This is a genomic window from Fundicoccus culcitae (assembly GCF_024661895.1).
In the GTDB taxonomy this organism is placed as follows: Bacteria; Bacillota; Bacilli; order Lactobacillales; family Aerococcaceae; genus Fundicoccus_A; species Fundicoccus_A culcitae.
In genome coordinates, this window is record NZ_CP102453.1 from 399,517 (window position 1) to 425,108 (window position 25,592).

21 protein-coding genes are annotated in these 25,592 nt (G+C 35.4%); 17 read left to right on the top strand and 4 right to left on the bottom strand.

Translation table 11 applies throughout. The features are described from left to right. The first annotated feature begins 10 nt into the window (after positions 1–10). Both hslU and NRE15_RS01925 read left to right on the top strand, forming a co-directional pair. Positions 11–1,414: an ATP-dependent protease ATPase subunit HslU gene (hslU, locus tag NRE15_RS01920; RefSeq protein WP_313793934.1), complete on the top strand. Its 1,404-nt coding sequence runs from the start codon at positions 11–13 to the stop codon at positions 1,412–1,414. A gap of 16 nt (positions 1,415–1,430) precedes the next feature. Next, positions 1,431–2,324 carry an aldose 1-epimerase family protein gene (locus tag NRE15_RS01925; RefSeq protein ID WP_313793935.1) on the top strand — a complete coding sequence of 298 codons (894 nt, stop codon included), beginning with the start codon at positions 1,431–1,433 and terminating at the stop codon, positions 2,322–2,324. A gap of 85 nt (positions 2,325–2,409) precedes the next feature. Here the strand turns inward: NRE15_RS01925 and plsY are convergent, their stop codons facing one another. Further along, the gene (gene plsY, locus NRE15_RS01930; RefSeq protein ID WP_313793936.1) at positions 2,410–3,039 is read right to left on the bottom strand and encodes a glycerol-3-phosphate 1-O-acyltransferase PlsY; all 630 of its coding nucleotides are present in this window, start codon (positions 3,037–3,039) and stop codon (positions 2,410–2,412) included. A gap of 219 nt (positions 3,040–3,258) precedes the next feature. Here plsY and parE point away from each other — a divergent pair, with 219 nt between their 5' ends. From parE to NRE15_RS01965, 7 genes are all read left to right on the top strand, one after another. Continuing rightward, positions 3,259–5,364, top strand: coding sequence for a DNA topoisomerase IV subunit B (gene parE, locus NRE15_RS01935; RefSeq protein ID WP_390887174.1), 2,106 nt, complete (start codon positions 3,259–3,261; stop codon positions 5,362–5,364). After that, on the top strand, positions 5,357–7,840 hold the full coding sequence (gene parC, locus NRE15_RS01940; protein WP_313793938.1) for a DNA topoisomerase IV subunit A: 2,484 nt from the start codon (positions 5,357–5,359) through the stop codon (positions 7,838–7,840). The genes parE and parC overlap by 8 nt, the downstream gene beginning before the upstream one ends. Before the next feature lie 234 nt (positions 7,841–8,074). Next, positions 8,075–10,303: a formate C-acetyltransferase gene (gene pflB / locus NRE15_RS01945; RefSeq protein WP_313793939.1), complete on the top strand. Its 2,229-nt coding sequence runs from the start codon at positions 8,075–8,077 to the stop codon at positions 10,301–10,303. A gap of 83 nt (positions 10,304–10,386) precedes the next feature. Next, on the top strand, positions 10,387–11,160 hold the full coding sequence (gene pflA / locus NRE15_RS01950) for a pyruvate formate-lyase-activating protein (protein WP_313793940.1): 774 nt from the start codon (positions 10,387–10,389) through the stop codon (positions 11,158–11,160). A 308-nt stretch (positions 11,161–11,468) separates the two neighbouring features. Next, positions 11,469–12,143 carry a SatD family protein gene (locus tag NRE15_RS01955; RefSeq protein ID WP_313793941.1) on the top strand — a complete coding sequence of 225 codons (675 nt, stop codon included), beginning with the start codon at positions 11,469–11,471 and terminating at the stop codon, positions 12,141–12,143. Continuing rightward, positions 12,136–12,819, top strand: a complete 684-nt coding sequence (locus tag NRE15_RS01960) for a DUF3307 domain-containing protein (RefSeq protein ID WP_313793942.1) — start codon at positions 12,136–12,138, stop codon at positions 12,817–12,819. The genes NRE15_RS01955 and NRE15_RS01960 overlap by 8 nt, the downstream gene beginning before the upstream one ends. A gap of 75 nt (positions 12,820–12,894) precedes the next feature. Further along, the gene (locus NRE15_RS01965; RefSeq protein ID WP_313793943.1) at positions 12,895–13,824 is read left to right on the top strand and encodes a manganese-dependent inorganic pyrophosphatase; all 930 of its coding nucleotides are present in this window, start codon (positions 12,895–12,897) and stop codon (positions 13,822–13,824) included. Between the two features lie 52 nt (positions 13,825–13,876). Here NRE15_RS01965 and NRE15_RS01970 read toward each other — a convergent pair whose 3' ends face one another. Beyond that, positions 13,877–15,586, bottom strand: a complete 1,710-nt coding sequence (locus NRE15_RS01970; protein WP_313793944.1) for an Rqc2 family fibronectin-binding protein — start codon at positions 15,584–15,586, stop codon at positions 13,877–13,879. A 419-nt stretch (positions 15,587–16,005) separates the two neighbouring features. Between NRE15_RS01970 and NRE15_RS01975 the strand changes: the two genes are divergently transcribed. The 4 genes from NRE15_RS01975 (at position 16,006) to nrdH (ending at position 19,111) form a co-directional block, all read left to right on the top strand. Continuing rightward, a complete protein-coding gene (locus tag NRE15_RS01975) occupies positions 16,006–16,992 on the top strand; it encodes an ABC transporter substrate-binding protein (protein WP_313793945.1) in 987 nt (328 codons plus the stop codon). Positions 16,993–16,994: 2 nt separating this feature from the next. After that, positions 16,995–17,894 (top strand): ABC transporter permease, encoded by a 900-nt coding sequence (locus tag NRE15_RS01980; protein WP_313793946.1) that lies wholly within the window; start codon positions 16,995–16,997, stop codon positions 17,892–17,894. Then, entirely contained in the window at positions 17,891–18,694 is an 804-nt protein-coding gene (locus tag NRE15_RS01985) for an ABC transporter ATP-binding protein (RefSeq protein ID WP_313793947.1), read from the top strand. The genes NRE15_RS01980 and NRE15_RS01985 overlap by 4 nt, the downstream gene beginning before the upstream one ends. 189 nt (positions 18,695–18,883) lie before the next feature. After that, complete coding sequence (gene nrdH / locus NRE15_RS01990; protein WP_313793948.1) at positions 18,884–19,111, top strand: glutaredoxin-like protein NrdH; 228 nt, start codon at positions 18,884–18,886, stop codon at positions 19,109–19,111. A 52-nt stretch (positions 19,112–19,163) separates the two neighbouring features. Here nrdH and NRE15_RS01995 read toward each other — a convergent pair whose 3' ends face one another. Then, the gene (locus NRE15_RS01995; protein WP_313793949.1) at positions 19,164–20,327 is read right to left on the bottom strand and encodes an AraC family transcriptional regulator; all 1,164 of its coding nucleotides are present in this window, start codon (positions 20,325–20,327) and stop codon (positions 19,164–19,166) included. Positions 20,328–20,642: 315 nt separating this feature from the next. Between NRE15_RS01995 and NRE15_RS02000 the strand changes: the two genes are divergently transcribed. The 4 genes from NRE15_RS02000 (at position 20,643) to NRE15_RS02015 (ending at position 24,596) form a co-directional block, all read left to right on the top strand. Next, on the top strand, positions 20,643–21,854 hold the full coding sequence (locus NRE15_RS02000; RefSeq protein ID WP_313793950.1) for a CapA family protein: 1,212 nt from the start codon (positions 20,643–20,645) through the stop codon (positions 21,852–21,854). Between the two features lie 83 nt (positions 21,855–21,937). Continuing rightward, positions 21,938–23,554: an LPXTG cell wall anchor domain-containing protein gene (locus NRE15_RS02005; RefSeq protein WP_313793951.1), complete on the top strand. Its 1,617-nt coding sequence runs from the start codon at positions 21,938–21,940 to the stop codon at positions 23,552–23,554. A 120-nt stretch (positions 23,555–23,674) separates the two neighbouring features. After that, on the top strand, positions 23,675–24,043 hold the full coding sequence (locus tag NRE15_RS02010) for a thioredoxin domain-containing protein (protein WP_313793952.1): 369 nt from the start codon (positions 23,675–23,677) through the stop codon (positions 24,041–24,043). After that, positions 24,033–24,596: a hypothetical protein gene (locus tag NRE15_RS02015; protein WP_313793953.1), complete on the top strand. Its 564-nt coding sequence runs from the start codon at positions 24,033–24,035 to the stop codon at positions 24,594–24,596. The genes NRE15_RS02010 and NRE15_RS02015 overlap by 11 nt, the downstream gene beginning before the upstream one ends. 87 nt (positions 24,597–24,683) lie before the next feature. Here the strand turns inward: NRE15_RS02015 and NRE15_RS02020 are convergent, their stop codons facing one another. Then, the gene (locus NRE15_RS02020) at positions 24,684–25,592 is read right to left on the bottom strand and encodes an ArsR/SmtB family transcription factor (RefSeq protein ID WP_313793954.1); all 909 of its coding nucleotides are present in this window, start codon (positions 25,590–25,592) and stop codon (positions 24,684–24,686) included.

Sequence of the window (25,592 nt, forward strand, 5' to 3'; positions counted from 1 at the left end):
TGATCAAAACATGACAGAATTAACTCCAAGACAAGTTGTTGCCGAATTAGATAAATATATTGTCGGCCAAAAAGATGCTAAACGTGCGGTTGCCATCGCTTTACAAAATCGTATAAGACGCCTTAAATTAGACGACGAAATGCAACAAGAAGTAAAACCTAAAAATTTGTTAATGATTGGACCAACGGGTGTTGGTAAAACGGAAATTGCGCGTCGTTTAGCTACCATAGCACAAGCGCCGTTCGTTAAAGTGGAAGCAACCAAATATACGGAAGTTGGTTATGTTGGTCGTGATGTGGAATCCATGGTGCGTGATTTAGTTGAAAATAGTATTCGCATTGTTAAAGAACAGCAACATGAACTGGTTCATGACGAAGCTGAAGCTAAAGCGATTAACCGGATTGCAAAGGTTTTACGTCCCGGTCAAAAAGTTGAAAAGGCAAAGCCTGCTAACAATAACCTTGGTTTCCCAAATTTTCAAGAAATGTTTAGTCAATTTGGTCAAGGTAAAGCCGAAGAGGAAGAAGAAGTTGTTACTGACGAAGTTGCATCTTCGCGCCGTCAAATTAGACAACAAATTCGCGATGGTCTGTTAGATAATCATGAAATAACAATCCAAATAGAAGAGAAAAAAATGTCTTTAGGTAGCATAAACCCTGCCATGGAACAAATGATGGAAATGCAAGATAGCCTAAACGCTTTACGTCCAACAAAGAAAATTGAACGCACATTAACCGTTAAAGAAGCTTTAACTTTATTAACGGAAGAAGAAGCTGATAAATTAGTTAATCAAGATGATATTAACCAAAAAGCCTTAAAACTGGCCGAAGAACGGGGTATCATCTTCATTGATGAAATGGATAAAATTGCTTCTAAAAACCAAAATAGCGGTGAAGTGAGCCGCCAAGGGGTTCAAAGGGATATTTTACCGATCGTTGAAGGTAGCCGTGTACAAACAAAATATGGTTATATTGATACCGATCATATCTTATTTATTGGTAGTGGTGCCTTCCATACAGCCAAACCTTCGGATTTAATTCCTGAATTACAAGGACGTTTTCCAATTCGGGTTCATTTAAATGATTTAACGAAAGATGATTTTGTTCGTATTTTAACAGAACCGAAAAATGCCTTAATTAAGCAATATCAAGCGTTATTAGCCACAGATGGCGTTGAAGTGCTCTTTACAGATGATGCAATTGAAAAAATGGCTGAATATGCAGTTGACTTAAATGAATCAACTGATAATATTGGAGCTAGAAGGTTACATACTATTCTAGAATCTTTACTTGAGGAAATTTTATTTGAAGCGACCGATATGCAAATGGGAACCATCACAATCAATGAAGCCTATGTCGTCGATAAACTAGATAAAATTGTTGAAAATAAAGATTTAAGTCATTTTATCTTGTAATAAGGAGGACAAAACGATGGTTACACTAGAAAACCACCGTCTAAAAGTACAAATTAAGGAGTTAGGGGCAGAATTGACGTCTGTCATAGATCAAGCGACCGGTTATGAGTATATTTGGCAGGCTGATGAAAATTATTGGAATCGGCATGCTCCCGTCTTATTTCCGATTGTAGGCACGTTGAATGATAATCAATATACTTATGAAGGTCAAACATATCAACTATCACGCCATGGTTTTGCTAGGGATGAGATGTTTCAAACACAAATGGTGACGACTAATTCCGCCACTTTCTATTTGAAAAGTAATGCGGAGTCATTGAAAGTATATCCTTTTGAATTTTCTTTTCAAATAAATTATATTTTACATGAAAATTCATTGACAATCAGTTATGAGGTTTTAAATCCGTCAGCTGATAAGGTGCTTTACTATAGTGTTGGCGGTCATCCAGCCTTTAATGTATCTGTTACGCATAAAGGGAGTCACATGGCTGATTTTGACCAGATTAGCTATCAATTTCATCCAGCCGGTCAATATTTACGTATTCCATTGGATAACAAAGGCTTGATAGATTACTATAGCGCCAAATACGAGCTGGTCGATAATATTCCGATTAAGCATAAGTCTTTTAGAAAAGATGCGATTATTTATCAAATTAACGGTCAAACCGAAGTCAGCTTGACGGATAATGTCGCTAATACACATATTTTAATGAAAATGAATGATATGTCTTATTTTGGTATTTGGTCACCTTATCCTAAAAAAGCCCCTTTTGTTTGCTTAGAGCCATGGGCTGGTATTACGGATGATGCGTATAACAAAGTTGATTTTACTGCCAAACGAGGTATCAATGCGTTAGACCCTCATCAAATTAAAACCCATGATTATTCCATTACGTTTAACAAAGATTAGTTGAACCTTGACTGCTTGAGCCGAATAATCAAAAATACCGATAGTAAGCTATAATCTAGCGAACTATCGGTATTTCATTATGTTATTATTTATTTGGGTTATGTAACCCCCAACTAATTCTTGATTCCGTCCCATTCAATATGCGTTGAATATTTGCTCGGTGACGATAATACATAAATAAGGTAATCAATAAGAATCCAATGCCATAAACGATTTGATCATTGGTTACGAGTATGTATAAAGCACCCAGCGTGTAACTGGATAAAGCCGATAAACTAATTGTACTTGTTAAATAAATAAAAGCAAACAACACTAAGGCTGTCATTAAGCCAATCCAAAAATTAAAGCCAACTAAAACGCCAAATGACGTTGAAACAATTTTCCCACCTTTAAATCCAGCAAAAATAGGGTAAGCATGTCCAAGGACACTGGCTATACCGACTAGCATAATCAACAAATGTTCATTAGGGAAAATTTGTCTAACCATTAAAATAGGAATCCAGCCTTTTAATATATCTATGACAGATACAATAACGGCTGCTTTAAAACCAAAATTTCTACCAATATTAGTTGCTCCACTATTACCACTTCCAAGTTGACGGACATCTACTTTGTGGAAAATTTTTGAATAAAGCACACCAGTTGGGATTGAACCTGACAAATAGCCGATGGCAATCCACAGTAATTGAGTAAATATTGAAAGATTTGATTGCATGCGTAACCTCCTAATTTCATGTCATTATTTTACCATGAAAAAACTAAATAGTTTAGCTTTATCTGAATAATATTTACTAATGATTGGAACGTAAGCAGAGTATAATTTTCAAAAATGAAGCAAAAATTTTACAAATAGCGTATAATTAATATTTGTGATTATTATTATTGAAATATTTATTCGAAAAATGATAAGATGAATAATTGAGAAACGAGGTGTATGATGACTGATAAAGATATCGAATTGAGCACTTATAATGATGATTCTATTCAGGTGCTAGAAGGTTTAGATGCCGTAAGAAAAAGACCAGGTATGTATATTGGTTCAACTGACCAAAAAGGTTTGCATCATTTAATTTATGAAGTTGTCGATAATGCTATTGATGAGGCTTTAAATGATTATGCTGATACAATCAATGTCACCATTCATAAAGATGGGAGTGTCACCGTAACGGACAATGGCCGCGGGATGCCCATTGGAAATCATGCCAGTGGGGTGCCAACGATTCAAGTGATATTTACGGTATTGCATGCTGGGGGTAAATTCGGTCAAGGTGGCTATAAATCGGCCGGGGGCTTGCATGGGGTCGGCGCTAGTGTGGTTAATGCACTTTCTTCATGGTTAGATGTAGATGTTTACCGTCAAGGCTATCGCTATCACATGCGTTTTGAAGACGGTGGAACACCTGTCACTAAACTGGTTAAAACAAAGCACACGAACAAAACCGACTCAGGAACCACGGTGCATTTTTTACCTGATGTCTCGATTTTTGGTCAAGCTCGCATTGATATAGAAACCATCGCTGAACGTATGCGTGAATCAGCCTTCTTACTTAAAGGGTTAACTATCTATTTAACAGATGAACGAACAGACTATGAAGAAACATTTCATTATGAAAATGGCTTGGAAGATTTTATTACCTATCTTAATGAAGAGAAAGACACTTTAGGACCTATTGCTAATTTTAGTGGGACTGTGGATGATTTTGAAATTGATTTTTCAATGCAGTACAATGATGGCTATTCAGAAACCATCTTATCCTTTGCCAATAATGTGCGCACTAATGGTGGTGGGACACATGAAACAGGTATGAAAACTGCTATAACCAAGGCCTTTAATGAATATGGACGACAAGTGAACTTATTGAAAGATAAAGATAAAAATCTTGAAGGTAGTGATGTCCGTGAAGGCTTAGCGGCTGTTTTATCAGTTAAAATTCCGGAACAATATTTACAATTTGAAGGTCAAACCAAAGAAAAATTAGGCACACCGATTGCACGGACAATAGTAGACAATTTTTTAAATGAACAATTACTTATTTTTCTTAATGAAAATGGTAATTTTAGTCAAAAAATTCTACGTAAGGCCATACAAGCACGGGAAACCCGAGAAGCAGCTCGCAAAGCAAGAGATGCAGCGCGTACAGGAGCAAAAAAAGGACAACAAGAGCGTTTATTGTCTGGAAAATTAACGAAAGCACAATCTAAAGATGCTACCAAAAATGAATTATATTTAGTAGAAGGGGATTCGGCTGGGGGTTCGGCAAAACTTGGCCGTGATCGTCGCTATCAAGCCATTCTACCTTTACGGGGTAAAGTCATTAATACTGAAAAAGCTAGTATGCAAGATATTATGAAAAACGAAGAAATTAATACCATGATTTATACCATTGGTGGCGGTGTTGGGGCTGATTTTGATATTAATGCGATTAATTATGATAAAGTGATTATCATGACCGATGCCGATACAGATGGGGCGCATATACAAGTCTTACTGTTAACCTTCTTTTATCGCTATATGAAGCCAATGTTAGAACATGGAAAAATTTATTTAGCAATGCCGCCTTTGTTTAAAGTATCTAAAAAAGTGGGGAAAAAAGAGCTGATTGAATATGCTTGGACTGAGGATGAATTGGCTGAACAAATTGAAAAAGTGGGGAAAGGTTATATTTTACAGCGTTATAAAGGGCTTGGTGAAATGAATGCCGATCAATTGTGGGACACGACTATGAACCCAGAAACACGTCTACTCATTCGGGTAACGATTGATGATCCAGCGCAAGTTGAACGTCGGGTAACTACTTTAATGGGGGCTAAAGTTGAACCTCGCCGCAAATGGATTGAACAAAATGTGAAATTTACATTGGATTCGGAAGATACCTTATTAAATGATCAATCCCATAAACAACAAGAACAACAGCATCAAGGCGTTGAGGAATTAATTGTGGAATCACATGAGAAAGAGTCTATCGAACAAGAAGAAACGACATTTTTTGATGATGATGGACAAGGCAGTCTATTTATAGGAGAAGATTCGAATGAGTAATGAAATAGGAGTTCAAGAATTAGGGTTTGCAAGTGTCATTGGCGACCGTTTTGGACGTTATTCAAAATACATTATCCAAGACCGTGCTTTACCAGATATTCGTGATGGCTTAAAACCTGTTCAACGTCGAATTTTGTTTGCCATGTTTCAAGAGCGGAATACGGCGGAGAATCCTTACCGTAAATCGGCTAAAACGGTTGGGAATGTCATTGGTAATTATCACCCTCATGGCGATTCTTCCGTTTATGAAGCCATGGTTCGGATGAGTCAAGATTGGAAATTACGTTATCCATTAATTGATATGCATGGGAATAACGGTAGCATGGATGGGGATCCCGCAGCCGCTATGCGTTATACCGAAGCGCGACTATCACCCATTGCTGGAGAGTTATTGCGGGATTTAAAAAGCCAAACCGTCGATTATTTATTAAATTTTGACGATACCTTAGAAGAACCTAGTGTGTTACCTGCACGGGTACCCAATTTACTGATTAATGGGGCAACAGGGATATCTGCCGGTTATGCGACTGAAATTCCACCGCATAATTTAACAGAAGTTTTAGATGCTATCATCTATATGTTAAGTCATAAACGCTATGATATCGATAAAATAATGACCTTTATTAAAGGGCCTGATTTCCCGACTGGGGGTATCATTCAAGGCAAAAATGATATTAAAAAAGCCTACCAAAAAGGCCATGGGAAAATTATCGTGCGTGCTGTAACCGATATTGAAGAATTAAAAGGCAACAAATCGCAAATCGTTGTGACTGAATTACCCTATGATGTCAACAAATCAAAACTTATTCAACGCTTAGATGATATACGTATTCAAAAGAAAATCGATGGCATCGCTGAAGTCCGCGATGAATCAGATCGTAATGGCGTCCGCTTAGTGATTGAATTGCGACGCGAAATCAATGCCAATGATATTTTGAATTATTTATTTAAAAATTCAGATTTGCAAATTAACTATCATTTAAATATGGTAGCGATTAATCACCGCCGACCTGAAGTGGTCAGTTTAATTCAAATTCTTGAGGCATATATTGACCATCAACGTGAAATCATCCGTCGAAGGACAGCCTTTAACTTAAAGCGCGATCAAGAGCGTCTACATATTGTTGAAGGCTTAATACGCGTTGTATCCATTTTAGATGAAGTTATTGCGAGTATTCGTGCGAGTGAAAATAAAGCAGATGCTAAAAACAATTTAGCTGCCCAATTTGATTTTTCACTTGAACAAGCGGAAGCGATTGTTTCCTTGCAACTTTATCGTTTAACGAATACCGATATTGTGGCACTACAAAATGAAAAATTAGAATTAAACGAACAAGTCTTGATGTATCAGAATATTTTAAATAATGATGAGACGTTAAATAAAGTCTTAAGTCAAGAATTAAAAGAACTTAAAAATAAATACAAAAGTGACCGTCGTACAAAGATTGAAGACGAAGTTCAAGAAATTACAGTGGCGACGTCCTTATTAATTCCAAAAGAAACCGTTAATGTATCTATTACTAAGGAAGGATACATAAAGCGTACCAGTGTAAGGTCGTTTACATCATCCGATACCATGGAACTAGCTAGTCGGGATTTTGACTATCCGCTTTTTGTCAGAGAGTTAACAACACACGATCAACTGGTTATTTTAACGAATAAAGGCAATTACATTCATTTACCTGTCCATGAACTGCCTGATATACGTTGGAAAGAAATAGGGCGCCATTTATCGCAATATTATCAATTAGAAGCTAACGAGCAAGTTGTTAATGTGTTTGTAGCAGCGGATGATATTGAAGGCAACAAACATGCTGATGAATCTGATTTAATTGTTTTAGCTAGTAAAAAAGGTAAAATAAAACAAACGCCTATTGAAGCCTTTACGACTTATCGTAGTTATAAAACAAAAACAGCCGTAGCTATGAAACTGGCTAAAAATGATGAAATTATTAATGCTTATCGTGTTAAAGCAGATGTAGCTTATGAAGTGATTATTTTAACCGAACGCAGTTATGCGATCCGTTATGATCTTGCAGAAGTTGCGGTAAGCGGATTAAAAACGCAAGGCGTCGTATCAATCAATTTAAAAGCCGATGATACGATTATTTCAGTTATGTTTGATCAAGCAAACGGAAAAAATTCAGAAATTTTAGCCTTGACGCAAAGAGGAAACTTGAAACATTTTAAGACAGAAATCATCCCACAAGTAAACAATCGTAATAGTCGCGGACTCTTAATGTTAAAAGAATTAAAACAAAATCCACATCGTTTTGTCGATGCCCATTTAGTTGAACAAAACGATTTACCTTTTATTATTCAAGGGGATACCGGTGAAACCATCGAAGTTATGGCTAAAGATATCGCTTTATCAGATCGTCTATCAAATGGTTCAACGATTAAAAATATTGACTCCCTAGGCCAAGTTGTCAATTTTCATCCTGCGCACTTAAAAATGTTAACTGAAGATAAATAAAAACAATTACCAATGGTTTATGATAAATATCATTTACTATTGGTGTTTTTTTGCATTAAAATATACGTTCAATAAATCACATGATACAGGATGATACAGCAAAAGGCGTTGTAATAACACAGATTAAATTATCTGTTTCATATTATATATTTCACAAAAGCTATTGAATTTATTTATAGTTGTGATATACTGAACTCATAGAAAAGAAGCAGTATTAATTTAAGGAGGATTTTTATGGAACAGTGGCAAGGGTTTAAAGGAACAACTTGGCAAAATGAAATTAATGTTCGTGACTTTATTCAAGAAAACTATACCTTATACGAAGGTGATGATTCGTTTTTAGCTGGACCAACGCAAGCAACAACTGATTTATGGGATCAAGTGATGGATTTAACGCGTCAAGAGCGTGAAGCGGGTGGTGTTTTGGATATGGATACCAAAGTGGTTTCGACAATCACTTCTCATGGAGCCGGTTATTTAAACAAAGATACTGAAAAAATAGTTGGTGTTCAAACTGATAAACCTTTCAAACGTAGTTTACAACCATTTGGTGGTATTCGTATGTCTGAACAAGCACTAAAATCATACGGCTATGAAATTGATCCTGAAGTTTCTAAAGTATTTACTGATTATCGTAAAACGCATAACCAAGGTGTTTTTGATGCTTATACTCCTGAGATGCGTGCTGCTCGTAAATCAGGTATTATTACTGGTTTACCAGATGCTTATGGACGTGGACGTATTATCGGAGATTATCGTCGTGTCGCTTTATATGGTATTGATCGTTTGATGGAAGAAAAAGCCAAAGACTTTGAAAATATTGGTTATGGTACTATGTCTAACGATGTTATCCAATTACGTGAAGAAGTTAATGAACAATATCGTGCCTTAAAAGAATTAAAAGAACTTGGCAGTATTTATGGATTTGATATTTCTAAACCAGCTCAAACGGCTCAAGAAGCCTTCCAATGGTTATACTTTGGTTATTTAGCCGCTATTAAAGAACAAAATGGTGCAGCAATGTCATTAGGTCGTACATCAACTTTCTTAGATATTTATATCGAACGTGACTTAGCTGAAGGTCGTTTAACTGAAGAAACAGCACAAGAGTTAGTTGACCACTTTGTAATGAAATTACGTTTAGTGAAATTTGCAAGAACCCCTGATTACAATGAATTATTCTCAGGCGATCCTACTTGGGTAACTGAATCTATTGGTGGTATGGGTGTTGATGGACGTCCATTAGTCACTAAGAATTCATTCCGTTTCTTACATACATTAACTAATTTAGGACCAGCTCCTGAACCAAACTTAACTATATTATGGTCACCAAATTTACCTGAAAGCTTTAAAAACTTTGCCGCTAAAATGTCCATTCAATCATCCGCTATTCAATATGAAAATGATGAAGTAATGCGTCCAATTTATGGTGATGACTATGCGATTGCCTGTTGTGTTTCAGCCATGGAAGTTGGTAAACAAATGCAATTCTTCGGTGCGCGTGCCAACCTTGCAAAAGCCTTATTATATGCAATTAATGGTGGGGTAGATGAAAAATCTAAAGAACAAGTAGCGCCAGCTTATCAAGGAATCACTTCTGAATATCTAGATTATGATGAAGTGATGGAAAAATATGATACCATGTTAGAATGGTTAGCAGGTTTATATATTAACTCATTAAATATCATTCACTATATGCATGATAAATATAGTTATGAACGTGTACAAATGGCTGTACAAGATACTGACATGAAACGGACCATGGCAACAGGAATTGCTGGATTCTCAGTCGCTATCGACTCATTATCAGCTATTAAATATGCGAAAGTTAAAACTATTCGTGACGAAGATGGCATTGTTGTTGATTACGAAGTTGAAGGTGAATTCCCTAAATATGGTAACAACGATGATCGCGTTGACCAAATTGGGGTAGACTTACTAAAATCATTTATGTCTAAAGTTAAAAAACACCCAACATACCGTAACGCTGTTCATACAACATCTATCTTAACCATTACTTCAAACGTTGTTTATGGTAAGAAAACAGGTAATACACCTGATGGACGTCGTGCGGGTGAACCATTTGCACCAGGTGCTAACCCAATGCATGGTCGTGACACACACGGAGCCTTAGCTAGTTTAATGTCAGTGGCTAAAATGCCTTACAAATATTCATTAGATGGTATTTCAAATACGTTCTCAATTATTCCTAAAGCCTTAGGTAAAGACGATGCCACCCAACAAGAAAACTTATCAAGCTTACTTGATGGTTATTCTCAAAAAGGCGGACACCACTTGAACGTCAATGTATTTAATCGAGATACCTTATTAGATGCTATGGAACATCCAGAAAATTATCCTCAATTAACTATTCGGGTATCTGGTTATGCTGTTAACTTTATTAAATTAACGCGTGAACAACAATTGGATGTTATTAACCGTACCATGCATAGTTCAATGTAATTGGTCATTCAATCAAACATCAAAAGACTGAACGTTGTGTTCAGTCTTTTATCTTCATAATAAATAACAGGAGGTGGCATCATTTGAGTCATGTTGTAGATACTGCGGTAACTGGTTTTGTCCATTCTACTGAGAGTTTCGGTTCGGTGGATGGGCCTGGTATTCGTTTCATTACCTTTATGCAAGGTTGTCGCATGCGATGTGAATTTTGCCATAATCCAGATACATGGAATACAAAAGGTGGAACAGAATATACACCACAACAATTATTTGATGAAGCCATTCGCTATCGGGAATTTTGGGGGACTAAGGGAGGCGTCACCGTGAGTGGTGGCGAACCTTTACTTCAAATTGACTTTCTGATTGAATATTTTAAACTTTGCAAGGCTGCAGGTGTCAATACCTGTTTGGATTCTTGTGGAGGACCTTTTACGCGTAAAGAGCCATTTTTCAGTCGTTTTGAAGAATTGATGCAATATACTGATCTTATGTTGTTGGATATTAAGCATATTGATAATGAGGGTCACCGTAAATTAACGGGGCATCCCAATGAAAATATTATTGATCTTGCGCGTTATTTGGATGAGATTCAGCAACCGATTTGGGTGCGTCATGTTCTTGTGCCTGAAAGAACGGATTATGACGAGTATTTGATTCGTTTAGGTGATTTTGTAGGTAGTTTAAGTAATGTGTTAAAGTTTGAAATTTTACCTTATCATAAACTGGGTGTTTATAAGTATGAAGCGCTTGGAATTAAGTATCGTTTAGCGGGTATTGAACCGCCAACGCCTGAGCGTGTTGAAAATGCCAAGCGTATTTTGCGCACAGAAGACTACAAAGGGTATTTGAATGTGTAAGCGTAGGGTAAGAAGAATTTAAATAAATATCATTGCTTCAAAAAATCCGTACATTTAATTATAGTGGAACCGTCGTTCTTAACATTATAATTAAATGTACGGATTTTTTTTGCTTAGTATGTTCTCTAAATTTGATTAACGGTTGTTATTTAACGGCAAAATGATTTGATGAATCATCTGTCATCATACCTATTTTTGGTTATCTCTTAAAATGATACCCATTTTAATGAATCAATATAGTTGATACCGCTTGAGGTGTATCTTTTATTTTGATATGATAGTAACGAAATGGGAGAGGAGAGGGTTATTTGGAAAAAAATTATATTGTCATTATGGGGGATTTAGTTTCGTCCAAACAAATGCTTGAACGCGGAAAAGTCCAAAATGATTTGCGGCACGTATTAAAGCATATTAATCAACAATACCAATCAACCATAGTGGCCGATTTTATGATTTCTTTAGGTGATGAATTTCAAGGTGTTATAGCCACTCCTGACAGTATTTTCAAGATTATTCTGGAAATAGAAAACACCTTAGAGCCTGTAAAGATTCGTTTTGGTGTGGGGATTGGAACGATTACGACCGATATTTATACGAATCATTCAATTGAAATGGATGGGTCTGCCTACCATCGAGCGCGTCAAATGTTGGTGGCTTTAAAGGAAAGAGAAGGGCAATACGCCAGTCCACATACCAATATCATGCTTAAAACTGCTGGATCCAATCAAGCCATTGATGATTTAATCAACAGTTTATTAGCTGCTAATTATGCTATCAAATCCCGTTGGACTAACCGTCAAAAAGAAGTGATACAAGCATATCTCAGTCAAAAAGAAAATCAATATCAGACAGCTGAATATCTACAAATCGCTCAGCCCAATGTATCTAAATCACTGGCCAATGCCAAGTTTTACACTTATCACGCAGGTAATAAAGCGATAACCGATTATTTAACATCCGAAGGAGTGTGGCCCGATGAATGAATTAAGTCTTAAGCTATTAATCATCGCTATGCTGCTTAGTGAATTTTATTTGCCAAAAAATTGGACCCGTGTGCCACTCAAACACAGCCTCATTTATGCTATCATACAACTTACATTAATTATCCCAATCTTCAACTGGCAACTAGCCCTACTAGCCATCACCTTAAGCATGGTTCACTTTCTCATCCATATTCCTGCCAAAAAAAATCAGTGGCAGCTTTTAAGGCCGCTAAGTTTATTTGTTTTGATTTATATAGGCGTTATTTATTTGATTTTAAGTGGGGTTACGTTTCAATATGTGCCATGGTTCAATCAAGCCCTACAGTTATTGCAAATTGATTTGGAAGCAATCATTACATGGGGATTAATGTTGTTATTTATTTATCGTCCAGCGAGCCGAATGGTTAAATACAGTTTAAATCAATTTCGGCCCAATACGTCAACTATCGAAGAAGGACATCCAAATGCGGGTGCTTTAATTGGTATCTTAGAGCGACTGATGATTTTGTTGTTTTTATCACAAGGACAATTTGCTGCCATTGGTTTTATTTTAACCGCAAAATCGATTGCTCGTTATAATAAAATAGTGGAAGATCCTTATTTTTCGGAATATTTCTTGTTAGGTACCCTATTAAGCAGCATCCTTGTTGTCGGTAGTTATTATTTATTTTTTTAAAAAGAAAGTAAAAAGCATTTTTTTCTTTCTTTGTGTTAAAATAAGATATAACCATTTACTTAGGAGGCTTTATCTATGTCAAAAATATTAGTATTCGGTCATAAAAACCCTGATACAGACACTATTGCTTCAGCGATAGCGCTTGATTATTATCTTGAAAAATTAGGCTACGATTCAGAATCTGTTGCATTAGGTAATCCTAATGAAGAAACAGCATTTGCCTTAAATTATTTTAATATTTCTGCTCCACGAGTGATTGAAACGGCTAGTAACGAAGTGACGCAAGTTGCCCTCGTAGACCATAATGAACCACAACAGTCTGTTAATGACATTGAATCTTTAGAGGTGTTATATGTCGTTGATCACCACCGTATTAATGGATTCAATACGGCTCAACCCTTATACTATCGTGCTGAACCCATCGGTTCAACTGCATCCGTTTTATACAAAATGTTCCAAGAAAAAGATTTCGATATTCCATCTGCTATTGCGGGAATGATGTTATCGGCAATTATTTCAGATACCTTATTGCTCAAATCCCCAACGACAACCCGTGAGGATGAAATGATTGCCTATGAATTGGCCAAAATTGCTGACGTTAATATCGATGCCTATGGCTTGAAATTATTAAAAGCGGGGACAAATATAGCTAGCAAATCAGCTAAAGAATTACTTGCTTCTGATTCTAAAGTGTTTGAAATGCATGAACATCCTGTTCAAATTGCACAAATAAATACCGTTGATTTTGTAGATGTTTCATCGAGAAAAGAAGAACTGCTTGAAGAGATTTCTAAAACATTAAAGGACTCTGATGTTGAATTATTCGTTGTCTTAGTGACGGATATTTTAGAAAATAATTCATTTGCTTACGTTATCGGTCAAAATCTTGAAGTCGTAGAGAAAGCTTTTGAGCAAAAAGTGGTTGATAATGAAATTCAATTACCAGGTGTTGTATCACGTAAAAAACAAGTGGTACCTCAATTAACGGATGCATATAGTAAATAATATAAAAACGTCAAACAGACACACAAAAAAGGGTGACTGTTCGACGTTTTTTTTATGTTTCTTCAACAGCTAAAGCTTGAATTGTCGCTTCATCTGGCGTAACATACAGCGTTTGTTGTCCTTCATAGATAACAAAACCAGGTTTTGCACCATTTGGCTTGTGTAAATGTTTAACTTGAACGGTATCGACGGGAACATTCGCTGAGTGTTGAAACTTCGAATAATAGGCAGCTATTTCAGCAGCTTCTGTCATGGTTTGTTGACTAGGTTTATCGGACTCAACAATGACATGCGCTCCAGGAATATCTTTGGTGTGGAGCCACCAATGATTTTTTGCCGCTTTTTTCAAACTTAATTCATCGTTTTGTTGATTATTACGGCCGACATAAATGAGAACACCTTCCGTTGAACGAAAACGTCTGGGTTTAGATTTAGTCTTGGTACGTTTTTTGGCATTGTTCTTTCTTTGTGACTGATAACCTAATTTTTGTAATTCTTGCTTAATATCTTCAATATCTTCTAAATCGGCTTGATTTAATTGTACCAGCACAGTTTCTAAATAGTCATTTTCTTCATGAGTTAATTTTTTCTGTTGATCAATATACTTCAAGGCATCACGATATTTTGAATATTTTTTAAAATATTGTTGACTGTTTTCAATAGCCGTTTTGCGTGGATCTAAATCAATGGTTAATAAGGCATTATCCTCATAGTAATTTTCTAAAGCTACTTGTGTTTCACCTTTGGGTATTTGATAAGCGTAAGCACTCAATAATTCACCTTTAACACGGTATAAATCAGCTGCTTGGGCCACTTGATAGTCTTTAGCTAATTTTTCAAGTTTCTTATTGTTTTTTTCAATAATTTGTTCGAGTTGTTGAACAATGTTGCCACTTAAATTCTTAATCCGATCGAGACGAACTCTTTGGGCATAAAAATGATCTAATAAACGTGAAAGTGTATCAAAAAGCTGTCTGTGTCCTTCTATTTGAGGTAAATCCATGGCATAGAAGGATAATTGTTGATTCGATTCAAACATCAGTGGTGTATAAGCGTCAACGCCATCCATTAAGCGTTTTAGTGCTTCATAAGCCGTTAAACCGTCCTGTTCCATCCAATAAATAAGCGCTTGACTAGCGCTTTTGCCTAAACCTTGAATCCATTGCTGATTTTTACGACTGTTCAACTCATCAGGGTGTTGAAGCGTCCATTGATTTAATTCATCACCGGATAAATTAAATGGATTAATTTGCTGCTTATTTTCAGGCGGTCGTTGATAATCAGCTCCAGGTAATAAAGTCCGAAAAGTATTTTGGCTAGATGGAACATGCTTGATACAATCGATGATTTTGTTTGTTTGGGGATTGAGCAAAATGATATTGCTATTGCGACCCATCAGCTCAAAAATAAGACGATAGCTTTGGGTATCGCCCAATTCATCACGACCACTTAATTCAAAATCTATCATACGATCATTTTCCACTTGTTGAATATCTTGAATAATGGCACCTTCTAAATGCTTACGTAAAAGCATGGAAAAAAGGGGAGCATGTTCGGGATTAAGTGTACGTTCTTGGGTTACATTGATATGGTAATAGACTGGATGAATTGAAGCCGCTAGGCGGATATTTTTACGATTCGCTCGGATAACCATCTGTATTTCTTGTTCAAATGGTTGATAGATTTTTGAAATTCTACCCTGTAATAATTCATTTCGTAGTTCTTTTACTAAAGCATGGATAAAAAAGCCATCTAAAGTCATCGTAACCCTCCTTTCAAAAAAGAGTTTGCTCTAATATTGTAACTGAAATAGCTTGTAAATGAAAGAATGAAGCGACTAGTAAGTACATTTACAAATGGAAAATTAGAATAAAATGAGAATTTCACTAAATCCGCTTGACATTTTAATGTTGAATCGGTATGATTTATTTAAATAAAGAGAGGAGCTTTGAATTATGTTTAATTTTACTTTAACTTTAGGACGCTGGCAAAGCTGGCATAGATAGGTTGTAGACTTGGACATAATTCCATGGATACAGCCCAGTTTAGACTGTTCTGTATCTATGTGGCGAATCATCCAGTTTACCACGTAGAGGTATTTACTTACATTCTATGTGGTTTTTTTGTGTTTAATAAGGCGACATAGAATGAACACTTTTAAACAAGAAAGGAAACATTATTATGAAAAAATTATTAAAATTCGCTTTAGTTTCAATCTTACTTTTAACGACTTTATTTATTAACGTCACTAAAATCGTTAACGCTCAAGAAGATACCTTAACGGTTGGTATTGTCCAACTAGTCAGTCATCCATCACTCGATCAAATTGTTTCGGGAATATATGAAGGACTTGAGGAACAAGGTTATATTGAAGGCGAAAATTTAACGGTTGATTTTAATAATGCCCAAGGGGATATTAATCTTTTATCACAAATTGCAGAAGGTATTGTCCACAATGAACCGGATTTAATTTTTGCTGTAACCACTCCAGTAGCCCAAGCATTTCAACATTTAACAACTGATATTCCTATTATTATGGTAGGAGTAACCGATCCTTTATCAGCTGGCCTCGTTGAAAATCTAGATCAACCAGAAGCCAATATTACGGGCGTGAGTGATATGGCTCCGATTGAAGAACAGTTTGATTTATTAATTGATTTATTCCCTGAAGTGACGTCTGTTGGGATGATTTATACGACTAGTGAAGATAATTCATTAGCTGATGTCGAAGCAGCTAAAGCTATTGCAGAAGAACGAGGTCTTGAATTTACGGCAGAAGGTATTAGCGCCAGTTTGGATATGCAATTAGTCGCCGAAAATTTAGCCTCAAAAGCTGAAGTTATTTACGTTGGCTCAGACAATACGGTCGCAAGTGCCTTTGGAACTTTACTCAATGTTACTGATAAGTATCAAATTCCAGTTTTCACATCTGTGTACGAAATGATCGAACAAGGTGCCTTTGCTGGTGTAACAATTGAACAAAAACAAGTGGGTGTTTTAGCCGCCGAACAAGCTGTTTTAATTGCCAATGGACAAGCTATTAGTGAGACACCTATAGCTTATGTAACTGAATTAAATAGTGTCTATCGTTCAGATGTTTTAGAACAACTTGGTTTAGAAATCGATCGTGAAAAATTAGAGGCGTTAACAGATATAAGCGGGGAATAGTCATGCAGTTATATTATAATGCGGTTTTTGATGGTATTCTATATAGTATTATGGCCCTAGGGTTATATATTACCTTTCGTATTTTACGTTTTGCTGATTTAACAACAGAAGCGTCTTTTACTTTAGGTGCAGCTGTAGCGGTATCTTTAATTAGTCAAGGCACGAATCCAATCATCGCTAGTTTACTAGCGATTGTTGGAGGGATGTTAGCTGGTTTAATAACCGGTATCTTAATGACCTACTTCGAAATTCCCTCATTGTTATCTAGTATCATTACTTTAACGGGTTTATATTCCGTTAATTTAAGGGTGATGCAACGACCAAATATAAATTTACGTGGTTTTGACACCGTCTTTTCTTATTTAGATAGTTGGGTGGAAAATCCATCCAATCGCGTTCTAATTGTTGGTCTGCTTGTTGTCACTATTTGTATCCTGTTATTAGCTAGCTTTTTTAAAACGGATTTAGGTCAAGCCATGATTGCTACAGGAGACAACGAGATTATGGCAAAATCCATCGGGATTAATAGTTCTCGTATGAAAATATTAGCCTTAATGCTTGCCAATGGGTTAATTGGTTTTTGTGGAGCATTTATAGCTCAAAATAATGGCTTTGCTGATGTAACTATGGGAAATGGGGTCGTTGTTATCGCCATGTCTTCCATTGTTATAGGTGAAGTCATGTTTAAGAATTTATCCTTAACATTTAGATTAGTCTCCATTGTAATTGGCTCTATCATTTATCAATTGATTATTGTATTTGTTTTACAATTAGGTCTCCATCCAACGGATTTCCGCCTAATTTCCGCTTTAGTTATGGCTATCTTCCTTGCTTTTCCGACCGTTAAAAACAAATTTAACACTTATCGGAATCAAAAACGTAAAGGAGGAATTAGCGCATGAATCAATCTGCTCAAGTAGAATTAATTCACGTTTCTAAACAATTTTTACGGCAAACTGGCGAACAGGTAGCGGGTCTAAATAATTTGACTTTATCCATTCATCCAGGTGAAGTCATTGGAATTATCGGAACCAACGGGGCAGGGAAATCGACTTTATTTAATTGCTTAACGGGTCAAATTCCTATCGATTCAGGCGATATTTTAATAGATGGACAATCAATCTATTCAATGAGTGCTCAGTCGCTTGCGCGTCAAATTGGCAGAGTATTTCAGGATCCGCGGATGGGTAGTGCGCCACGCATGAGTGTGTTTGAGAATTTAATGTTAGCCAATAAACGGGGAGAAAAACGAGGCTTAGGTCGTTCGTTAACAACTAATAACCGAAAATATTTAATTGAAAAACTTAAACCGTTCCGCTTAGATCTGGAACATCGCTTGGATGTGCCTATCGAAAATTTATCAGGTGGCCAACGACAAGCCGTTTCCTTAGTCATGGCAACTCTTTTGCAACCAAAATTACTTTTATTGGACGAACATACGGCTTCTTTAGATCCTAGAACAGCTAAAGAGGTTATGAAGATGACCCAACACTTGATTCAAGAAAATAATTTAACGACTATCATGATTACCCACCATTTACAAGATGCCATTGAATTTTGTGATCGAATCGTTGTCATGCACCAAGGGCGAATTGTTAATATCTATACAAGTGAACAAATTGAGACACTTTCAACCACTGATTTATATCAATACTTGGTTGACTTAGTAGAACGTGAAGTTCTTGAAAATTATACAGTCTAATCAACCGCTTGATATTATTTATTTTTCCTTTATAATAAATATCATTGCTAAACCATCAGTTTTGACTAATTAATATACAAAACAACTATATATTGTGTTTGTTTTTATCCTAAACACAATATATAGTTGTTTTTTTATTTAAATTCGTATAGAATAATAACGTAATGAAAAAGAGAAGGTGGTTATCACATGAAAAACATTATTGTCTATTCAAAACCTAATTGCATGCAATGTAACTTTACAAAGAAATTCTTAGATCAAAAAGAAATTAATTATACTGACTACGATGTTTATGAAAATGAAGCAGCATTAAATCGCGTCAAAGAACTAGGTTTTCAAAGTTTACCCGTAATTGAAATTGAAGGAGAAGAACCTTTCTTCGGTTTTAGACCTGATTTATTAGAAAAATTAGCCTAAAAAAGAACCGTTAATGATGATCAGCTTTAGTCATCATTAACGGTTTTATTTTTTACTTAATCACCGATTTGGCATAATTAGAAGGGGACATACCATATTTTTCACTAAAGACGCGGGAAAAATACTGGCTCGATCCATAACCAACTGCCTTGGAAATTTCAGACAAACTCATTTGCGAGTTTCGAATTAATTCTTTACTATGTTGTAACTTGATAGTGTTGATGTATTCTTTAGGAGTTTCATTGGTATATTTTTTAAAATATTTTTGAATTGAAGAACGCGATAACGAAAAATGTTCGGCTAAATCACTGATTTGTACCGGTTTATCAATATTTTCTTCAATGTAATTAACCATGGATTGAAAAACTTCATTTTCATAATTTTCACGCATGGATAACCTCGGTTTGTTATCCGTTTTTAAAGGACCAGCAGCAATATGGATTAAAATAGCATAAACCAAGTGATATAGCCGATCCATAGAAAAAAGTTCTACCTCATTGTTGGATAAATGAATCAACTGATTAAATACATAACTTAACTGATTTTTTAATGAAAAAACATTCTGTTTTACTTTTTTAGGAATGCCTATTGCATCGAAAATTATTGAAATATAAGATGTGATTGAATCATTTTTGATTTGTTTATGTAGGTATTGATTAGGGAAGATGACGGCACATTCATGGCGGCTAATGGTCAGTGAGTTTCCATCAATAGTTAAGGTTAATTCACCTTGTTCCACTAATATAAGTTCATAATACGGATGATCTGTTCCCGTTTCTTCATATGGACTAGACTTTGCTTGGTGATTAAGGGTGAAAATATTATTAATGACAATAGACGGTGACGGTAAAGCAACCGTAATCCGTTGAGGAGCAGCTAACAATTTTGGTTCATCATTATCTTGCGACTCTAAGTAAATACGACTGTTTTTGTTAAGCGAAATAACATTAAAATATACAGATGGTGGGATTTCGATGGATCCCTCTAATAGATAAGTTTGTATATGTGATGGATGCGATAAACTATTGGTTAAACCAATAATGGAAAGACCATCTTTGGCGGTTACAGTGACCGGATGGCGAAAAGAAAATAAGGTGTCCGTATAGTCTGAACGAATATCTACAAGTGCATTAAGTGGTTTGGATTTTAAATCGGGTTGTTTTTCAACTAGACTAAAATAGTCTGATTGACAATTTATAGTAGATTGATTATACATAATATCTCCTTTCTTATACAAATTATGTATCTATTAATATATTAAATCTATTATAGCTTAATTAAAAAGTGAACTCCACATAAAATCAAATTTTTAACAAGATTTAACAGATTAGTCATATTAATCAATTATATGATATCTATATTGGTTTATCTTAATTGGTAAAAACAATTTATATAATTCCTGCTAATTAGTTACTGTTCCTATTAAATCAACAATTGTCTTTATTTCATCCTTTGAATTATGGTATAATAGCCACGAAATTAAGATCTATTAAAATACATACAAATTAATCAATATATTTTATGTGAAAGGGTGGTTATTATTAAACCAATTTTTAAAATTAAGAAGACACTCATCAAATTTTTTCTATTCATTGCCGCTATCTCATTTACCGCTGCATGTGGAAATACATCTGCTCAAATGAGTAATGAATCAGAATCCGTTGCCAGTGAGTCATCTGACGTCCAAATTACGCAAAATCAAGCAGAAGAGGCGACATCAGAAACTTCCAATCAAATTGCAATGTCTACAACGAATACCATTACGATACGTTCAATTGGTGATATCCTAATCCACGATTTTGTATATAATGATGCAAGAACTGCCGATGGCTTTGATTTTACCTATATGTTTGAACCAGTCAGACCTTATTTAGAGAATGCAGATATAACAACAGCAAATCTTGAAGTTCTAGTGGCTGGATCAGAGTACGGCCTTTCATCTTATCCTGTTTTTAATGCACCTGCTGAGATTATTGATAGTTTACAAGACGTTGGTGTTGACTTAGTCTCTAATGCAACGAATCATACGATGGATTTTGGTTCATCTGGGGCACATCAATCTATTTCTAATTTACAAGAGCGAGACATGATGTATGTTGGTAGTTATGCTGATTGGCAAGACTATAACAATTTAAGAATTATCGAAGAAAATGGCATCTCGGTAGGTTTTTTAGCCTATGCTGATCATGTTAACGGTAATTATATTCCTGAAGATGAAAGTTACTTGATTAGTTTAATCGATTCAGAATTAATGCCTTTAGAAATCGATTATATGAATCAACAAACGGATTTTACGGTTGTCATGATCCACTATGGGGAAGAAGGACAAACCTTACCCAATCAAAATCAATTAGTTGTTAGCTCATTGGTTCGTGATGCCGGGGCAAATTTAATCATAGGAACACATCCGCATGCTTTACAACCGGCTATTTCCTATAATGACCAACAAGCGGGGGTCTATTCATTAGGAAACTTTTTATCAGGCCAAATTCAAATTGAAGAAAAATTAGGCGGAATTATTGAATTTGAATTAACCAAAGGTGAAAATGAAACTGAGATATCTAAGATCCGGTATATGCCTACCTACAATTTTGGCACACCGTCTGAAGGTGGCTATCTAGTTGTACCTTTAGCTGCTTGGTCAGAATATGGCATTCCAGATGGAGAAGCTCTATTTGATGAAATCAGTCAACGAATTCGTTTTTATTCGGATAAAATAGAGGTTGTAGACTATTTAGACTAAAAAAATCAAAAAAAATCAAAAAACTTTAATCTAAAAAAGTGGATTAAGGTTTTTTTTACGTATATATATATAGGAGGTGCAATATGTACAAAAAAATATCCTATATGTCGTTGGTTGCTTTCGTCTCTTTCTGTCACTTACCTATCAAACACACGGTGCAAGCTGCTGAACCTTTTATGGTTTCTCAGTATATTCAAACGGAAAATATTGATCGGGACAGTTGTATTCAACTCATCCGATATCAGGCCAGTCTTAGTGATACACAGTCACTTGAATCAATTGAAATTGTGTCGCAAATAGAGTCTATCCAATCAGAACTAAATTTGATTAACCAAAGTTATGATGCTCTCAATTTACAGATTAATGAATGGTATTACGGTGAGGATCAATCGCTGGCATATGCAAATACACAACTAGATTATGTCATTGAATTAATCTATGAGGAATATCAATTGGACGACTCTTTTACTCAGTTGACTACGGACGAACAAATTGCTTTAATTCAACAACATCCTACGGTTATTGAATGGCTGGATTACATTACTCAAATAGAAGGTTTAATTAATCAGGCTATTGTAGAACGAACAGACTTAGAGAACTACTATCAACAATTGAATTACAACTATGAGATTTACTTGCATCAATTGGATCAAGACAAATTAAATGAATCGCAGCTTAATCAATGCCTCCTTTTTCCGTATTCAGCCAGTAAATTAGCTAGTGAAGAGACCTGGTTAAACCGCCAGTCTGATTCTTTGGATGATATTTTGCTCCAAGCCGATCAAATGCTTCAAAAAATCGTACCAAGCGCTTATCGAAAAGTCGCCTTTGCAGATATCTTTCGAATTTATAATCAGCTTTACCATCAAAGCCAAAATAGTCAAGATGACGAGTCTAAAATGAATGTCTATGTAGATGCGTCTAGTTTACAGGAATATACATTTGCCAGAGAGTTAAGTTTAAAAGAAATAGACGTTTTAGCTAATCAAGCTTATGCAAGTTTACAATCTACACAAGATTTTGAGGCTTATCGCTTAGATTATCAAAATATATTGGAAATTAAAGAAAGTCAGTTAATTTATTGGTACTTAATCAATGAAGAAGCCATCGAACAATTAAAAGTTGATCTAGCTAATTATTTGACTGAACAAGGTTGGACAAGTAATGAAGCGATTGAAAAAGTAAGAACGCTGCATCAACGTTATCAAATTAAACTCATCTTATTTGATGAAGCAACACAGACATGGATGCCCAACGATTATTTAACCAGTGGCTATTTATATGACTATCGGGAAATGGATTTAAACAATCCGCAGCTGCCATTTAGTCAACAACAACCCATACAACTGGAATCAAACACGCCTGACCGACAAGTTCCGGAATTGCCTGAAGCTAATGAGAAACTTACCGCTAATTTAGATGAAATTCAAGATCGAATCAATCGTTCCAACCAACAATCCTATTCGCAACAATCTTTACCAAAACCTACTAGTTTATCCACATATAAACTTTCAAATGAATCCGATGAAACGTCTGATAATTTGAAAAATCAACCAATCAAACTACCTTCTACGGGTGAAAAACGAAGCCTAACTTATATTGCCATAGGTTTGTTGCTGCTTGGAATGGTCCTATTATTAATCAACATCATCATAAAGCGTAAAAATAAGGAAGAGCTTGAGGATATTGATTTAGATTAGTATTTACACAAACGTTTACAATGCTTTAAAATCAATATTTATTTGAAAGTATGCTTGATACATCGTCTAAGCTTATTGTATAATGTAACTAGTTTATCAATAGAAATGAGAGTGTCGTAAATGGAAGAAGAAGTTTTTTTAAAACAAATTAAAGCATTTAACCATGTAACACCGACTGAAGCTGATAAATTAATTGAATCCGGAAATGAAAGTATCCTATTTATTGGTCGTGAAACATGTTCCTATTGTCGAAAATTTGCTAATACATTAACCGATGTTCTAGCTGAAACACCCCTTAAAATTAATTTTTTACATTCACAAAACCCAGAAACAATTGATCAAGTAGATGCCTTTAGACAAAAATATAATATTTATACCGTGCCGGGTTTTATTTATTCTAATAACGATCAACTTAAGGTTCGTTGCGATAGCTCAATGACAAAAGAAGAAATTTTATCTTTTGTAGAAGTAAATTCATATGAAGGGTAAAAAGAAACAATCTACATTCACCCTTATGTTGATTTTAACCTTATTAACTTCCGCCTGTGCTAGCACGAGCTCAAAGAGAAATCCAGCTGAGCAAGCTCAAATTTTTAATCAGATGCGTCAACTTAATGTTACTGAATCTGACGTTGAATCTGAAGCAATTACTGAAGAGTATGTGACAACCTTTGGCTTCGCTGGGCAATATAATCAGTCCATTCAAGATGAACAAGAATCGTTAGTTCGCGTGATGTTAGCCGTTGATTCTCAAAGCAATGAAGCTGAAATGGCACATGATGAAACAAACAAAGTCTTTTTAGACTATGATCAAATCGATTATTTAGCCTATGATCAATCGATTGGAACAACCATTCAACGTTTGTTGACTTATTTGGATAAAACAGCCGCAATTGATCTCAATACCAACCATTATTTCGAATTAGATGATACACAAACCAATGGCTTCGTTAGTATTAAGATTTATGAACGTAGCGAAACGAGTGAAAAACTGGTTGGTGAATATTATTATGATATAACCTCTGGTGAAATAACCAACTAAGAATATATGAGCCTTAAAAAACCGTAAATTTATCTGTACGAGTGACAGAAGATAAATTTACGGTTTTTAGCTTACACTTGAGTATATTTAGCGATGTTTATAGTAAAAGACGACACGAATATTTTGCGGATGATTGCCAAAGTGTTCGCCGAATAGGGTGAGCCCTCCAACATTTTCACTCGTATTTAATACCGAAAAACGTAATGTAAAAAAGGTCGAATCAAAATCCAAGTTAGCTATGCGGTAATGCGAAATATGTTCTCCATCTATTTGGGTTTCATTCGGTGTAATTCTTAGGGTTTTAAGCAGACCGTATTGACTATATTCATTTGGCCACCAATTCGGATTCAATTGACCCCTCACATCTGCAAAATTACCTGGAACGGTCCATTGACCAATATTTACTTGATTTAAATTAAAATTGACATCAGATGGCCAAATGAAATTATTTTCTGGAAATTCGGAGGCAATCTCAAAACTAATTTCAATTAATTGAACCTCATCACCTTCTTCAATAGGATTTAAAAAATTATATTCGACAAACCCCTCAGTAAACCATAAAAGTTGCGCATCATGTTTGTTAGGGTTCATAAAATGTTTCGGATCATCTTTACGGCCAATGAAGTCATGTTGACTCGCTAAACCACAGGTTGGGACAACTTGATAATTGGAAAAATCACCCACACGAATATCAATTTCGTGTTTTTTATAAGGTTTATGGATTTTGGCAGGGAAATTTATTTGGAGTTCGTCAATTTTTAACTTACAAAATTTTTGTTTGCCTTTACTGTTTTGATTGACGTAAGTGGTAATAATATTGGCTTTTTCAAGTTGTTGAACATGACGTGTCACTATTGCTGAAGTTAGTTTTAACTCATTGGCGATGGTGGTGATATTGGCTGGTTGGTGTTGCAGTAATTCGATAATTTTAATGCGTGTTTCACTCGTTAACGCTTTAAGGATGGGGAGGTTTTCTTTATTTAATTCTATTTGCAT